The organism is Bradyrhizobium sp. USDA 326 (assembly GCF_049739485.1).
In the GTDB taxonomy this organism is placed as follows: domain Bacteria; phylum Pseudomonadota; class Alphaproteobacteria; order Rhizobiales; family Xanthobacteraceae; genus Bradyrhizobium.
Genome location: NZ_JBMGQA010000001.1, coordinates 2,053,708 through 2,069,111, shown reverse-complemented (window position 1 = coordinate 2,069,111; position 15,404 = coordinate 2,053,708). Strand labels below are relative to the sequence as shown.

Below are 15,404 nucleotides of genomic sequence, written 5' to 3'. Positions count from 1 at the left end.
CTGTCGCAGGTCAGAAGCAGGCGGCAAAGCCGGTCCTGATCATTTCGAAGAACACCTGGCTGCCATAGTGGAACCACAGCGCCAGTGCGCCGATCACGACGGGGCCGCCGATTGCCGCGCCAACCCACAGCAGCACGGACGGCATCCGGCCGGCAGTGGGCGAATTGTCCGATAGCCGATGTGCTGGATGCAGTGGTTGAGCCATGACAACGATCGGGACGAAGGTCCCGGTTCCCTGGCTTTCAGATAGGCTTTGTGCCGTCTGCGGGCAAGACGCAGCCGGGCGGCGCAAAAGGATCCCTCAGGCTGCGAATATCAGTGAAGCAGCTGGCCCCGAGCGGATTCGAGTTGATCCGCTTTTGGGAGCGATCGGCGCGACGGCTTGGCCGTCGAGGCCTGAGCGTCCAGATAGCAGGGCTTGTACATGGCTTCGAGCTGCTTGCCCTTCAGGAAGAGCATGCGTGGGGTAAGCCCGCCCCGCTGGCCGATCCAGCGCTTCACCTGCGAGGGATACATCGCATAGAGCATCTGGGTCGCTTCAGGATTGGTGATGGCGCGGCCGTTGGAGCCGAAATCCCAGGCGGCGTGGAAGCCGAGTGTCGCATGCGAGGTCACGCAGATCCGGTCGTGCGGGATTGCGCCGAGCACGATGGTACAGGCGGAGGCGCAGAGGCCGTCGATGATGACGGTCTCGCCCGATTGTCTGAGGTCCTGGTACCTGTCGACGTAGGTTCCAATCCGGCCACCGCGGTCATCCGCGATCCGAACCACCGCGTGAGAAGCCCCCATGCCCGCAATCAGGAGAACCACCGCAAGCAATCCCGTCAGAAACTTCATTGTCCCCCGCCCCAGCGAATTCGAATCTGCGTGTCAGGTGGTGATGCACAGCTAGCGTCTGTCGTAACCAAGGTTTTGTCTAGGCAGGCCGGCTCGATCAAAACAAATTCAAATCCAGTGTTGCGTCCGCGCTGCACTCGCACCGGTCTCTCACCCAAAGTGGAACAAGTTAATGAGGTCTTACGCGTCACACCCTTGATCTCAGTTACAACCGCTGGCTTCAATCCGGGCAATTACAGGGGAATTCATGGAGGGGGGAAGGCATGGCGGAGGAAACAGACGTCATCGTCGTCGGCGCGGGACTGTCGGGCCTCGTTGCCGCCACCGAGATCGCCGACGCGGGCAAGCGCGTGATCGTCGTGGACCAGGAAGGCGAGCAATCGCTCGGCGGACAAGCATTCTGGTCGTTCGGCGGACTGTTCCTGGTCGGTTCGCCGGAGCAGCGCCGGCTCGGCATCAAGGACTCCTTCGACCTGGCCATGCAGGACTGGCTCGGCACCGCCGGCTTCGACCGCGACGAGGATTTCTGGCCGCGCCAATGGGCCGAGGCCTATGTGGCGTTCGCGGCCGGCGAGAAGCGCGACTGGCTGCGCGCCATGGGCCATCGCATCTTCCCCGTGGTCGGCTGGGCCGAACGCGGCGGCTACGACGCGATGGGCCACGGCAATTCGGTGCCGCGCTTCCATGTCACCTGGGGCACCGGCCCCGGCCTCGTCGAGCCCTTCGAGCGCCGCGCGCGCGAGGCCGCCGAAAGCGGTCGGCTGAGCTTCAGGTTCCGCCATCGCGTCGATGCCCTCTCGATCACCAATGGCACCGTGGACGGCGTCAGCGGCGCCATCCTCGCGCCCGACACGATCGAGCGCGGCAAGAGCTCCTCCCGCAACATCGTCGGCGAGTTTGCGTTGAAGGCGCAGGCCGTGATCGTCGCCTCCGGCGGCATCGGCGGAAATCACGAGCTGGTGCGGCAGAACTGGCCAAAGCGGCTTGGCGAGCCGCCGAAATTCATGATCTCCGGCGTTCCCGAGCATGTCGACGGCCGCATGATCGGCATCACGGAAACGACCGGTGCGCGGCTGATCAATCGCGACCGGATGTGGCACTACGTCGAGGGCATCCAGAACTGGTCACCGATCTGGCCGCGCCACGGTATCCGCATCCTGCCCGGCCCCTCCTCAATGTGGTTCGACGCCACGGGCACACGGCTGCCGGCGCCGCTGTTCCCGGGGTCCGACACGCTTGGCCAGCTCAAATACATCATGTCCACGGGCTATGATTATTCTTGGTTCATCCTGACCCAGAGCATCATCAAAAAGGAGTTTGCGCTGTCGGGCTCGGAGCAGAACCCCGATTTGACCGGCAAGAGCTGGCGCATGACCTTGCGCCGTGCCACCAACAAGGGCGCGCCGGCGCCGGTGGAGGCGTTCAAGAGCCATGGTGTCGACTTCATCGTCCGCGACAAGCTCGATGAGCTCGTTACGGCCATGAACGAGCTCGCCGGCAGCGATCTCCTCAAGGTCGAGCACATCAGGATGCAGATCGAGGCGCGCGACCGCGAGATCGCCAATCCCTACGTCAAGGACGCGCAGGTCATGAACATCCACAATGCGCGCCGCTATATCGGCGACAAGTTGATCCGCACCGCCTCCCCGCACCGCATCCTGGATCCCGCGCATGGGCCGCTGATCGCGGTGAAGCTCAACATTCTCACCCGCAAGACGCTGGGCGGCTTCGAGACCGATCTCGACTCCCGCGTGTTCGGGGAGGAGGGCCGCGTCATTCCCGGCCTCTACGCAGTCGGCGAAGCCGCCGGCTTCGGCGGCGGTGGCATGCACGGCTACCGCTCGCTGGAGGGCACTTTTCTTGGCGGCTGCCTGTTCTCGGGCCGCAATGCGGGCCGTGCCGCCGCCAAAGCGGTGGGCTAGATCATGCTGCGATGGATGCGCATCGCGGCGCTGGCCGCGTCATTGGCGGCAGCTTCAGCTGCATCCGCCGTTACGATCGACGTCGACGGCGTGAAGCGGTCCTACACCGCGCAACTGCCGGCCAAGAGACCTGCACCGCTCGTGATCGTGCTGCATGGCAAGACCCAGCGCGGTGCCGACATGATCACGCGGACGGCCTGGCCGCAGGTTGCAAAGCGCGAGGGCCTGGCCGTGGTCTTTCCGGACGGGCTCAACAATGCATGGGCGGACGCGCGAACGAAGGCCGGGCCCGCACTGCGTGGACCACCGGCAGGTACCGATGACGTCGCCTTCATCGCAAAGCTCGTCGAGAAGCTGGTGGCCGACGGCACGGCCGATGCAAAGCGCGTCTTCATCGCGGGCATCTCCAATGGCGGCGCCATGGCGATGACGATGGTCTGCGCGCGCGCCGATTTGTTCGCGGCAGCTGCGAGTGTGATCATGAATCTCACCGACGAGGCTGCCGTCACATGCCATCCGTCACGGCCGCTCCCGATGCTGCTCATGAACGGCACCGCGGACCTGCTGGTCCCCTACGCCGGCGGACGCGGATCGAGCTACTTTGCCGCGGACGGGTTCTGGTCCACCGACGAGACACTGGCCTTCTGGCGCAGGCTCAATGGCTGCGAGACCGATGACGCCGAGACGACTGATTTGCCGGACAGGGCGCCCGCAGACCATTCCACGGTCACGCGGATCTCCTCACGCTGCCCCCGGGGACACGACGTGGTGCTGTATCGCGTCAACCAGGGCGGCCATCGCGTGCCCGGATTTGCTCCGGATGCCCGCTTCCCGAAGGTCGCCGTCGGCCTGCTGGGGCCGCAGAACGCCGACATCGATGGTGCCGAGACGATCTGGACATTCTTCAGCCAGTTTCCGTAAAGCGACGCATGCATCGGCGGTGACGCATCCGCCGCAGGCAACGCATGCGTGCCCGGCAACGCATGCGTGCCCGGGGTGGCAGAGCGCGAGGTGCTGGGCTAGACAGGGCCGCCATTCCACCAGGAGATCCCCAATGAGCATTCAGCGTTTTGAAACCGGTCCGCGCATGAGCCAGGTCGTCGTGCACGGCAACACCGTCTATCTCGCCGGCGTCGTCGCGAACAAGGCGGCCGGCGAAAGCGTGACGAAGCAGACCCAGGACATCCTGGCGACCATCGACGGCCACCTCGCCAAGGCCGGCACCGACAAGTCGAAGCTGCTGTCGGCAACGATCTACATCACCGACATGAAGACTTTCGGCGAGATGAACGCGGTGTGGGACGCCTGGGTGTCGCCCGGCAACACCCCGGGCGCGCGCCACCGTCGAAGCCAAGCTGGCCGCCCCGCAATACACTGTCGAGATCATGGTGACGGCGGCGAAGTAATTTTTGCGAAAACCCCACGCGCGTTGATGACCTCCGGGGTAATCGATCAACGCGCGTGAACCTTCGATAGTCGCGGTCAGCCGGACAACACGGCACCATCGAAGGAGAGCACCATGATCGACCCCACCACCATCGCCCACCGCTACATCGAGCTCTGGAACGAGCGCGCGGCCGGACGACGTCACGAGCTACTCAGCGAAAGCTGGACGAGCGATGCGAGCTATGTCGATCCCTTGATGAAGGGCGACGGCCGGGACGGCATCGAGGCGCTGATCGCGGGCGTGCAGCAGCGCTTTCCCGATTTCAAGTTCAGGCTGATCGGCGAGCCCGACGGCTACGGCGATCACGTCCGCTTTTCGTGGGGACTTGGTCCTGACGGCGCCGACAGCCCGATCAAGGGCACCGATTTTGCCGTGCTGAAGGACGGGCGCATCAGCCGCGTGACCGGATTTCTGGACCAGGTGCCGACCGGCGTGTGAGATCTCTTGCCCTTCTCGCCGCAGGCGGGGAGGGCCACCCCTCGACGAATCCGCTCCTGCGGCTTACCTGTCATGCTGTGCCGCCTCGGATCCTCCAAATATCGGTCGAGCCGGCCGCGCTGCTGCCGGATCTCTTCCAGGCGTGGTTCGCAGCCCGCGGCTGGTCGCCGCGCGCGCATCAGTTGGCGCTGCTGGAGAAGGCGCGCGAGGACCGCTCGGCGCTCCTGATTGCGCCGACCGGCGCCGGCAAGACGCTCGCCGGGTTTCTGCCGACGCTGGTGGAGCTGTCGGCGCAGTCGGTCGAACGTGGCGCGGGCGCGAAGAACCTCGTCTCCACCGGCCGCAGCGTGCAGCGCGCCGGCGGCCTGCACACCCTCTACATCTCGCCGCTCAAGGCGCTTGCCGTCGACATCGCGCGCAATCTGGAGCGGCCGGTCGCGGAGATGGCGCTGCCGATCAAGGTCGAGACCCGCACCGGCGACACGCCGGTGTCGCGGCGGCAGCGGCAGCGGCGCTATCCGCCGGACGTGTTGCTGACGACGCCCGAGCAGCTCGCACTGCTGCTCTCCTCCGACGACGCACCGTTCCTGTTTTCCTCCTTGAAGCGCATCGTGCTCGACGAGCTGCATGCGCTGGTGACGTCCAAGCGCGGCGATCTGCTCTCGCTCGGGCTCGCGCGGCTCTGGCGCCTCGCGCCGCAGATGCGCGCCATCGGCCTATCGGCGACTGTGGCCGAGCCGGATCAGCTCGCGCGCTTCCTGGTGCCGCAGCCCGACGGCAAGGAGGCCGCTGCCGATATCGTCGTCGCCGGCGGTGCCGCGCCGCCCGTGGTCGAGATGCTCGATACGCGCGAGCGGCTGCCCTGGGCCGGCCACAGCGCGCGCCACGCGCTCCCCGAGATCTACGAGCTGATCAAGGCGAACAAGACCACGCTGGTCTTCGTCAACACCCGCAGCCAGGCCGAGATGCTGTTCCAGAATCTCTGGAGCATGAACGACGACGGCCTTGCCATCGCGCTGCATCACGGCTCGCTCGACGTCGCCCAGCGCCGCAAGGTCGAGGATGCCATGTCGGCCGGCAGGCTGCGTGGCGTGGTCTGCACCTCCTCGCTCGACCTCGGCGTCGACTGGGGCGATGTCGATCTCGTCGTCAATATCGGCGCGCCCAAGGGCTCCTCGCGCCTGATGCAGCGCATCGGTCGTGCCAATCACCGCCTCGACGAAGCCTCGCGCGCGGTGCTGGTGCCGGCCAACCGCTTCGAAGTGCTGGAGTGCCGCGTCGCCATCGATGCCATTGCGGAGAACGCGCAGGACACGCCGCCGCTGCGCCAAGGGGCGCTCGACGTCCTCGCCCAGCATGTGCTCGGCTGTGCCTGCGGCGAGCCGTTCCTCTCCGATGATCTCTACCGCGAGGTCCGCACCGCCGCGCCCTACGCCGACCTGTCGCGGCAGGATTTCGACGACGTCGTCGATTTCGTCGCCTCCGGGGGCTACGCACTGAAGACCTATGAGCGCTTCGCCCGCATCAAGCAGGACAAGGAGGGCCGCTGGCGCGTCGCCAATCCAAAAGTGCGGCAGAGCTATCGGATGAATGTCGGCACCATCGTCGAGGACGACATGCTGAAGGTGCGGCTGGTGCGCTCGCGCGGCGGCGGTCAAGGGAAAGCAGGCGGCTCGACCGGGGTGATTGCGCGCGGCGGCAGGCTGCTTGGCGAGATCGAGGAGGCCTTCATCGAGGGCCTCTCGCCCCGCGACACCTTCGTGTTCTCAGGCGAGGTGGTGCGCTACGAGGCCCTGGTCGAGGACCAGGTCTATGTCTCGCGCGCGCATGACAAGGACCCGAAGGTGCCGTCCTATATGGGCGGCAAATTCCCGCTCTCGACCTATCTCGCCGAGCGCGTGCGCCGCCTGCTCGATGATGGCCGCGCATGGGGCGGCTTGCCGGAGCAGGTGCGCGACTGGCTGTCGCTGCAGAAGGACGTCTCGCGCGTGCCGGCGGTGCGGGAGCTGCTGGTGGAAAGCTTTCCGCGTGCCAACAAGCATTATCTCGTCTGCTACCCTTTCGAGGGCCGCCTCGCGCATCAGACCCTCGGCATGCTGCTGACGCGGCGCCTCGAGCGCGCCCGCGCGCGGCCGCTCGGTTTCGTCGCCAACGAATATGCGGTGGCGATCTGGGCGCTCGGCGATCTCTCCTTCATGATCCGCGACGGCAGGATCGACCTCAACGTCCTGTTCGATCCTGACATGCTCGGCGATGATCTCGAAGCCTGGCTCGCCGAATCCGCGCTGATGAAGCGCACCTTCCGCAACTGCGCGATCATCTCCGGCCTGATCGCACGCCGCCACACTGGCGAAGAGAAGAGCCGCCGTCAGGTGCTGTTCTCGACCGACCTCGTCTACGACGTCCTGCGCAAGCACCAGGCCGACCACGTGCTCTTGCGCGCTGCGCGTGCCGATGCCGCCACCGGCCTGCTCGACCTGCGCCGCCTCAGCGACATGCTCGCCCGAATCCACGGCCGCATCACGCACCGGGAACTCGACCACGTCTCCCCGCTGGCCGTCCCCGTGATGCTGGAAATCGGCCGCGAGTCAGTCTATGGCGAAGCTGCAGACGAGCTTTTGGCGGAGGCCGCCGACGAGCTCGTCAAAGAGGCGATGTCGTAGAGAATTTTGCCAGTGGGGCGCGCTAATCCATCCACACCGTCATGGCCGGGCTTGTCCCGGGCATCCACGTCTTCGTCGCCGCAGCAAGAACGTGGATGGCCGGGACAAGCCCGGCCATGACGGAGCATGTTGCACTATCGATTACGTCAACGGGCGGGCTGGATGTCGCGGGCATCTCGTTCCTCACCGATCTCTCCGGCGCGCTGTTCTGGGACGAGGAGCGCCTGCTCGTGGTCTCCGACCTCCATCTGGAGAAAGGCTCGAGTTTCGCAACGCGCGGCGTGCTGCTGCCGCCTTACGATACCATCGCGACGCTCGGCCGGCTCGCTGCTGTCATCTCCCGCCATAATCCGCGAACCGTCATCGCGCTTGGCGACAGCTTTCACGACCGCACCGCGCATGAGCGCTTGTTGCCGGACGATCGGAATGCCGTCGCGGAACTCCAGAGCGGCCGCGACTGGATCTGGATCTCAGGCAATCACGATCCCATGCTGCCGCGCGATCTCGGCGGCACCGTCGCGGACGAAGTCATGATCGGCCCGATCACCTTCCGCCACGAGCCGACCGGTGCAAGCGGCGAGGTCGCCGGCCATCTGCATCCGAAGGCGCGCGTCTCCGCGCGCGGTCGCTCGATGGAGCGCCGCTGCTTCGCTAGTGACGGGATGCGTGCGGTGATGCCCGCCTTCGGCGCCTATGCCGGCGGCCTCAGCATCCGCGACGCTGCCTTCGCCAAGATCTTTCCGAAGAACGGCTTCGTCGCCCATCTCCTCGGCGACCGCCGGGTCCACGCCATCGCGGCCTCGCGCTGTTACTAAGGCGCCGGCTGCATCTCGGAACAAATTAAGAACAATTTAGCAAGTCTTTGATATATCATTGTGATTCGGCGGCCCTGCCGATACAATATCTAGTGTCTGTCCGACTTTGCGAGGACTACATGTCCACCGTTGCCTTCGACCAATTTGCCCTTACCCGGATCGCCGATTTCGCGCGCTCGCTATCGCGGCTGCATCAGGCGGCCCGGCGCTACGCCGTCGATGACGATCAGTTCGACCGCGAGTTCAACGCCGTGTGCCAGTCGATCTGGGGCTACACCATCGACGACGTCAGCGACGATCTGTTCTCGACCGAGGACCATCTGTTTCTCGACACGCTGGACGAGGCCCATGCGCGCATCTTCGCGGCCGAGCAGGGTTACGACCTTGTCGACGAAACGGGCATGCTGACGGATTGGTGGGGTTTCTGCTGGATGATCCTGGCCGAGAAGCGCGGTCTCCTGACGCCGGAGAACCGTGCCGCCGCGCGCGCGGCGATCGAGGAGAAATATCTCGCGGCCCCGAACGTGATCGGGGTGATCATCGGGAGGTGACGGCTCGTTCGCCGTCATTCCGGGGCGAAGCGTTAGCATCGAACCCGGAATCTCGAGATTCTCAGGTGCGCACTCGCGCACCGGAGTTCATCGCTGCGCGATGCCCCGGAATGACGGAAGTAGCTAATCCAACCCCGCGCGCTTCGCCGGCTTCGCGGCCGTTTTCGGCACCGTCACATCAGGCAGCGTCTCGCGCACGATCTCGGCCGGGGCCGGCGCATCTGCCGACACCGCCTCTGCCCGCACCGGCGCCACCTTCATCTCGCCGAGGCGCGCGCGGACCTGGGCGGTGAGGCCGGGATAGGAGGCAACCGGTGTGAAGTCCGCAGCCTGATCGTTGCCGACGCGGATGCCGGTATAGGCGACGAGGCCGTCGGTGGTGGCAATCACGTCGCCGGCCTTCAGCGAGGAGTCCAGCGCGAGATCGACCGGGGCGAGCCCGACCGGTTCACGGCCGTTGCAGGTGCAGTCGGCGCGCAGTGCCTTGCGATAGGCGAACGCGTTTTCGCTGTCGGCGTAGCGCTCGCCGCTCTGCGAATAGGCGCCGTCGATGCTGGACCCAAAATAGACCTTTGTGGCGGTGGCGGGGCAGAAGGCCTGACACATATGCGCTGGTGAGACGGCGCCTCGCATCAGCGGAAAATATTTGCCATCGCAGCTGCGCACGCAGAAAGCCGGGCCCGAGCCGCCGGCCGCGCGTGTCGGCGGTACATATTGCGGATTCTGCTGGCCTGTGAAGGGATCGGAGGAGGCGTTCGGCTGCTGTGGCTGCGGCCGCTGCATTCCGCCGAACAGGAAATCGAACAGGCCTTCGGCCGAAACCGGGGTCGGGGCCGCGAGCATGGGAACCGCAACCGTGACGGCTGCGAACATTGCGCGACGCTGCGTATGGAACAAATCTGTACGCACGGCTCACTCCACCCGACGCTACGGAACCGGCCGGGACCGTTTGAGGTCTCCAGCGCACGGTTCACCCTAATGCGCGATGGTAAATGAGCGGTTGCGTGGCGGCGGTTTCAAGACGAGGCGGTGATCTCTTTATGGCCGGGCGCAGCTTTCACGGACGGCGTTGCTCCCGGGGCACGCCCAGGCATGTCGACGGAGAAGGTCTCGTCCTCTTACGCCTTCAAGAACTCCGACGCCTTGTACAGCGAGCGGAACGGCAGGCCGGCCGCACCAAAGGTGTCGGTGGCGCCTTCCTCGCGGTCGACCATGGTTAGCACCAGCACCACATTGGCGCCGGTCTCGCGCACCGATTCCACCGCCTTCATCGCAGAGCCGCCCGTGGTGGTGACGTCCTCGACGATGACGACGCGCTTGCCCGCCAGCGTCTCGCCCTTGGGCAGGCCTTCGATCGCGAGCTTGGCGCCGTGCTCTTTCGGCTTCTTGCGCACGAAGAAGGCCGCGATCGGATGGCCTTTGATCCAGGAGATCTGCGCCAGCGCGCCGGCGAGCGGGACGGCACCCATCTCAAGCCCGCCGATGAAATCGAGCTGATCGTCCTTGAGCGCCTCATAGGTCAGCTCGGCGAGCAGCGTCGCGCCTTCAGGGTCGAGCATGGTCGGCTTGAGGTTGAAGTAGAAATCGCTCTTGCGGCCCGACGCGAGCGTCACCTCGCCGCGGCCGAATGAGCGCCGCCGGATGATTTCGAACAGGCGGGCGCGGGAGGCAGATTTCGACACGACGGACCCTCGAACAGCGTTTTGGGTGGAGGCGGAATTTATCCGGCACGGCCGCGACATTCCAGAGGGGGCGTCTCCCGTCAACAGGGATCGGCCATCCCGGGCCGCCGGTTGTGAGGGTGCAACCATCTGGAGTAGTTGAGGGGGCAAGCCTTTTGGGAAGGAAACGGAATGACCATCGAGTTGTACACCTGGAACACGCCGAACGGCCGCAAGATCTCGGTCGCGCTGGAGGAGATGGGGCTGCCCTACAAGGTGATCCCGGTGAACATCACCAAGGGCGAGCAGATGGCGCCCGAGTTCCTCAAGCTCTCTCCGAACAACAAGATCCCCGCGATCGTCGATCCCGAGGGCCCCGACGGCAAACCCGTCAGCATCTTCGAATCCGGTGCGATCCTGCTCTATCTCGGCGAAAAGACCGGCAAATTCCTGCCGAGATCGCTGAGCGAGCGGGTCCCGGTCTATGAATGGCTGATGTGGCAGATGGGCGGATTCGGGCCGATGCCGGGTCAGGTGCATCATTTCATCGCGCTGGAGAATGAGCAGGATCGCGCTTACGGCCTGAAGCGCTTCATGGCGGAGACGCGCCGGCTCTACGGCGTGCTGGACCGGCGGCTCGAGGGACGCGACTTTGTCGCCGGCGAGCTCTCGATTGCCGATTTTGCCATCCTGGGCTGGGCCTGGCGCCACCCTCGCCACAAGGTTGATCTGGCCGACTTCCCCAACGTCAAGCGCTGGTACGAGGCGCTGATGGCGCGCCCAGCGGTGAAGCGCGGGATGGAAGCGAAGCTGGATTGACCCGGCAAAGAGCTCTCGCGCCTCGTGCCCCGGACGCGACGCAGCGCGTAGCGGTGCGTCGCGGAGCCGGGGCCCATGCCTCTGCGATCTCATTCTTGGCCTTCTGGATCCCGGCTCTGCGCAGCAGCGCAAGAGCGCTGCAGCACGTCCGGGACACCGGGTGCGGTCGCGGCCTCCGCTACACCCTCTTCGCTTCCACCGCCATTCGCACCGCGAGTCCCGCCAGCACGGTGCCCATCAGCCAGCGCTGAACCAGCATCCAGCTCGGCCGGTTCGCCAGGACCAGCGCGATCGAGCCGGCCGCGAGCGCGATCATCGCGTTGACGCTGACGCTGATCGCGATCTGGATCGCGCCCAGCACCAACGACTGCGCCAGCACGCTGCCCGCGGCAGGATCGATGAACTGCGGCAGCAGCGCCAGATACAGCATCGCGATCTTCGGGTTGAGCAGGTTGGTGACGAAGCCCATCGCGAACAATTTGCGCGGGCTGTCGATGGCGAGCTTCCTCACCTGGAATGGCGAACGCCCGCCCGGCTTCACCGCCTGCCAGGCGAGCCACAGCAAATAGCCGGCGCCGGCAAAGCGCAGAGCGTCATAGGCGAAAGGAATGGCGAGCAGCAGCGCCGTGATGCCGAACGCCGCGCACAGCATGTAGAACACGAAGCCGAGCGCCACGCCGCCGAGCGAGACGATGCCGGCCGCGGGCCCCTGCGTGATCGAACGCGAGATCAGATAGATCATGTTCGGCCCCGGCGTGAGCACGAGACCAAGGCTGACTAGGGCAAAGCCGAGCAGGGCGGAGGTATGGGGCATGGATGAACCGGTGCGGGAGATGCACAGGTTCTAATATGCGCGAGATCGTGGAGCCATCGCGCAATTGCTCGGAGGACAATTAGGCGCCCGCATATCACCCCAACGTCGTCCCCGCGAACGCGGGGATGACACCGAGAGTGTGGCATCAGCGAGCGCAGGCGCGAGAGGTGAAGAGAACGCTAATGCGCCTCGTCCCAATTGTTCGCCGCGCGCGCATCGACATGGAGCGGCACCGAGAGCAGCACGGCCGGAAACGGCGCGTCCTGCATCACGTGCTGCACGACGGGAAGCGTCGCCTCGACCTCGGCGTCCGGCACCTCGAAGATCAACTCGTCATGCACCTGGAGCAGCATCTGCGCCGAAAGCTTCTTTGCGGCCAGCGCATCCTCCACGCGCGTCATGGCGCGGCGGATGATGTCGGCGGCGGTGCCCTGGAGCCGCGCGTTGATCGCCGCGCGCTCGTTGAAGGCGCGCACCGAGGCGTTGGAGGCCCTGATGTCGGGGTAGTGGCACTTGCGGCCGAACAGCGTGGTGACGTAGCCGTGGCTCCGGCAGAAGTCGCGCGTCTCGTCCATATAGGCGCGGATGCCGGGGAAGCGCTCGAAATACTTCTTGATATAGGCCGAGGCTTCCTCGCGGGCGATGCCGAGCTGGTTGGCGAGGCCGAACGCCGAGATGCCGTAGATGATGCCGAAATTGATCGCCTTGGCGCGGCGGCGGATCTCGCTCGGCATGCCCTTGATCGGGACGCCGAACATCTCCGACGCCGTCATGGCGTGAATGTCGAGCCCATCGCGGAACGCCTGCTTCAGCACGGGAATGTCGGCGATCTCGGCGAGCAGCCGCAGCTCGATCTGCGAATAGTCCGCGGAAACCAGCTTGTGTCCGGGCGCGGCGATGAAGGCGCGGCGGATCTTGCGGCCATCCTCGGTGCGCACCGGAATGTTCTGAAGGTTCGGCTCGTTGGACGACAGCCGCCCCGTCGTCGTTGCGGCCAGCGCGTAGGTCGTGTGCACGCGATGGGTCTGCGGATTGACATAGGTTGGCAGCGCGTCGGTATAGGTCGATTTCAGCTTGGAGACCTGGCGCCACTCCAGAATCTTCTTCGGGAAGTCGTGGCCCTGCTCGGCGAGGTCGTCCAGCACCTGCGCCGTGGTCGACCACGCTCCGGTCTTCGTCTTGGTGCCGCCGGGCAATCCCATCTTGCCGAACAGGATGTCACCGATCTGCTTGGGGCTGCCGACATTGACCGGCTCGCCGGCGATCTCCTGGATCTCGGCCTCGACGCGCGCCGCGGTCTGGGCAAAGTCGCCGGAGAGCCGTGACAGCACCTGACGGTCGATCGAGATGCCGCGCCGCTCCATGCGTGCGAGCACCGAGACCAGCGGTCGCTCCAGGGTCTCGTAGACGGCGCTCATGTGCTCGGCGACGAGGCGCGGCTTCAGCACGCGCCAGACGCGCAAGGCGACGTCGGCGCCTTCGGCCGCCAGCGGCGCGGCCTTGTCGACCGGCACCTGGTCGAATGTGATCTTGCCCTTGCCGCTGCCGAGCAGCTCGCTTTCCTTCAGCATGGCATGACCGAACCAGCGCTCGGACAGCGATTCCAGCGCCTGCGAGCCGCGGCCGGCGTCGAGCACGTAGGAGATCAGGAGCGCATCGTCGATGTTGCGCAGGGTGATGCCGTGCTGCGCCAGCATCACGGTGGTGAACTTGACGTCGAAGCCGATCTTGAGGATGCCTGATGATTCCAGCACCGGCCGCAGCGCTTGCAGCGCGTCCTCATGCTTGACCTGGTCCGGCGCGAGCCCGGCATCGAACAGGCCGGCGCCGCCGCCGGACTGTTTGTGCGCCAGGGGCACGTAGCAGGCTTCGTTCGGCGCCAGCGCCAGCGCGATGCCGCAGAGATCGGCCTGCATCGGATCGATCGAGTTCGCTCTCGTCTCGATCGCGACATGGCCCGCATCATGGATGCGCGCGATGAACGCGTTGAGCTCCTTGAGGGTCTTGATGGTCTGGTATTTGCTGCGATCGACCGGAAGCTTGCGCAGTGCCTCTTCGCGCGCGGCGGCGAGCGAGATCGGCGCACCCTTCGGGCTCGCAGCCTTGTCTTCCTTGCCTGCCGACTTGTTGGGTTTGCCCAGCGCGGCTTGCGCCGGCGTGCCGGTTCCCGGCGTGGGCACGACGTCCGAGGGCGGCAGCGTCGTGAACACACTGGCGCCGCTGGCATAGCCCGGGTCGGCATCGACATTGGCGGGATCGATCTGCGCATATTCGGCGACACGCCGCGTCAGCGTGGTGAACTCCATCGCCTTCAGGAAGGCGATCAGCTTGCGCGCGTCCGGCTCGTGGACGGCGAGGTCGTCCAGCGGCACCTCCAGATCGACCTTGTCGTCAAGCAGCACGAGCTGCCGCGAGATGCGCGCCTTCTCGGCATTCTCCAGCAGCGCCTCGCGTCGCTTGGGCTGCTTGATCTCGCCGGCGCGGAACAACAATTGGTCGAGATCGCCATATTCGGTGATCAGTTGCGCAGCGGTCTTGATGCCGATGCCGGGCACGCCGGGAACGTTGTCGGTGGAATCGCCGGCCAAAGCCTGCACCTCGACCACCTTGTTCGGGGGCACGCCGAATTTCTCGATCACCTCTGATATGCCGATGCGGCGATCCTTCATGGTGTCGTACATGGTGACGCAATCGGTCACGAGCTGCATCAGATCCTTGTCGGAGGACACGATGGTGGCGCTGGCGCCGCGCTCGCAGGCCTGTCGCACATAGGTCGCGATGAGATCGTCGGCCTCGAAGCCGGTCTGTTCCAGGCACGGCAGGTCGAAGGCACGTACGGCCTCGCGGATCAGCGCGAATTGCGGGATCAGATCATCGGGAGCCGGCGGCCGGTGCGCCTTGTAGTCCGGATAGATCTTGTTGCGGAAGGTGATCTCCGACTTGTCGAAGATGATGGCCAGATGCGTCGGCCGGTTGTCCTCGGGCATCTCGCGCAACAGCTTCCACAGCATGTTGCAAAAGCCGAGCACGGCATTGACCTGAAGCCCGTCGGATTTGCGGTTCAATGGCGGCAGCGCGTGATAGGCGCGGAAGATGTAAGAGGAACCGTCGACCAGGAACACATGGTCGCCCTTGCCGGCGGCCTTCGCCGCCACCGGTTTGGCAGCAGCTGTCGCGGCTTTGGCAACAGGCTTAATGTCAGCGGCCGCCTTCGGCGCGGCCTTGGTGTCAGCTTTGGCGGTGGTCTTCGAAGAGGTTTTGGGCATGGGCCGCAATGTATGAATTTTTGCGGACTTTGACAGCCTTGGGAGGCGGATTTTTGGCTTGGTAGCGCGACTATCCCCCGCTGTCATTCCCCGCGAAAGCGGGGAATCCAGTACGCCGCGGCTTCTCGGCTCAATCAATGATCTCGGCGTACTGGGTCGCCCGGTCGAGCC

13 protein-coding genes and 1 pseudogene are annotated in these 15,404 nt (G+C 65.5%); 8 read left to right on the top strand and 6 right to left on the bottom strand.

Features of this window, described 5'->3' with window-relative positions; translation table 11 throughout:
• Positions 1 to 10: 10 nt before the first annotated feature.
• Both ABIG06_RS09930 and ABIG06_RS09925 read right to left on the bottom strand, forming a co-directional pair.
• A complete protein-coding gene (locus tag ABIG06_RS09930; protein ID WP_124161680.1) occupies positions 11 to 205 on the bottom strand; it encodes a hypothetical protein in 195 nt (64 codons plus the stop codon).
• 110 nt (positions 206 to 315) lie between these two features.
• Positions 316 to 837 carry a hypothetical protein gene (locus tag ABIG06_RS09925; RefSeq protein WP_124161679.1) on the bottom strand — a complete coding sequence of 174 codons (522 nt, stop codon included), beginning with the start codon at positions 835 to 837 and terminating at the stop codon, positions 316 to 318.
• 263 nt (positions 838 to 1,100) lie between these two features.
• On the opposite strand from ABIG06_RS09925, the gene ABIG06_RS09920 reads away from it, so the two are divergent.
• The 7 genes and pseudogenes from ABIG06_RS09920 (at position 1,101) to ABIG06_RS09890 (ending at position 8,673) form a co-directional block, all read left to right on the top strand.
• Positions 1,101 to 2,759 carry an FAD-binding dehydrogenase gene (locus ABIG06_RS09920; protein ID WP_424578269.1) on the top strand — a complete coding sequence of 553 codons (1,659 nt, stop codon included), beginning with the start codon at positions 1,101 to 1,103 and terminating at the stop codon, positions 2,757 to 2,759.
• Between the two features lie 3 nt (positions 2,760 to 2,762).
• Positions 2,763 to 3,680 carry an alpha/beta hydrolase family esterase gene (locus tag ABIG06_RS09915; RefSeq protein ID WP_124161677.1) on the top strand — a complete coding sequence of 306 codons (918 nt, stop codon included), beginning with the start codon at positions 2,763 to 2,765 and terminating at the stop codon, positions 3,678 to 3,680.
• Between the two features lie 133 nt (positions 3,681 to 3,813).
• Positions 3,814 to 4,165 (top strand): annotated as a pseudogene (locus ABIG06_RS09910) (RidA family protein).
• Between the two features lie 113 nt (positions 4,166 to 4,278).
• Entirely contained in the window at positions 4,279 to 4,644 is a 366-nt protein-coding gene (locus ABIG06_RS09905; protein WP_370136028.1) for a nuclear transport factor 2 family protein, read from the top strand.
• Positions 4,645 to 4,721: 77 nt separating this feature from the next.
• On the top strand, positions 4,722 to 7,307 hold the full coding sequence (locus ABIG06_RS09900) for a ligase-associated DNA damage response DEXH box helicase (RefSeq protein WP_370136025.1): 2,586 nt from the start codon (positions 4,722 to 4,724) through the stop codon (positions 7,305 to 7,307).
• A 116-nt stretch (positions 7,308 to 7,423) separates the two neighbouring features.
• Positions 7,424 to 8,122: a ligase-associated DNA damage response endonuclease PdeM gene (pdeM, locus tag ABIG06_RS09895; RefSeq protein ID WP_370136023.1), complete on the top strand. Its 699-nt coding sequence runs from the start codon at positions 7,424 to 7,426 to the stop codon at positions 8,120 to 8,122.
• Positions 8,123 to 8,241: 119 nt separating this feature from the next.
• A complete protein-coding gene (locus ABIG06_RS09890; protein WP_124161672.1) occupies positions 8,242 to 8,673 on the top strand; it encodes a hypothetical protein in 432 nt (143 codons plus the stop codon).
• Positions 8,674 to 8,796: 123 nt separating this feature from the next.
• Here the strand turns inward: ABIG06_RS09890 and ABIG06_RS09885 are convergent, their stop codons facing one another.
• Both ABIG06_RS09885 and pyrE read right to left on the bottom strand, forming a co-directional pair.
• Entirely contained in the window at positions 8,797 to 9,546 is a 750-nt protein-coding gene (locus ABIG06_RS09885) for a DUF2865 domain-containing protein (RefSeq protein ID WP_370140812.1), read from the bottom strand.
• 245 nt (positions 9,547 to 9,791) lie between these two features.
• Positions 9,792 to 10,355 (bottom strand): orotate phosphoribosyltransferase, encoded by a 564-nt coding sequence (gene pyrE / locus ABIG06_RS09880; protein WP_027575142.1) that lies wholly within the window; start codon positions 10,353 to 10,355, stop codon positions 9,792 to 9,794.
• A 171-nt stretch (positions 10,356 to 10,526) separates the two neighbouring features.
• Between pyrE and ABIG06_RS09875 the strand changes: the two genes are divergently transcribed.
• The gene (locus tag ABIG06_RS09875; protein ID WP_124161671.1) at positions 10,527 to 11,153 is read left to right on the top strand and encodes a glutathione S-transferase family protein; all 627 of its coding nucleotides are present in this window, start codon (positions 10,527 to 10,529) and stop codon (positions 11,151 to 11,153) included.
• A 178-nt stretch (positions 11,154 to 11,331) separates the two neighbouring features.
• On the opposite strand, the gene ABIG06_RS09870 is transcribed toward ABIG06_RS09875, so the two are convergent.
• Positions 11,332 to 11,967, bottom strand: a complete 636-nt coding sequence (locus ABIG06_RS09870; protein WP_124161670.1) for a LysE family translocator — start codon at positions 11,965 to 11,967, stop codon at positions 11,332 to 11,334.
• Between the two features lie 179 nt (positions 11,968 to 12,146).
• On the bottom strand, positions 12,147 to 15,233 hold the full coding sequence (gene polA / locus ABIG06_RS09865; RefSeq protein WP_370136018.1) for a DNA polymerase I: 3,087 nt from the start codon (positions 15,231 to 15,233) through the stop codon (positions 12,147 to 12,149).
• Positions 15,234 to 15,404: the final 171 nt, after the last annotated feature.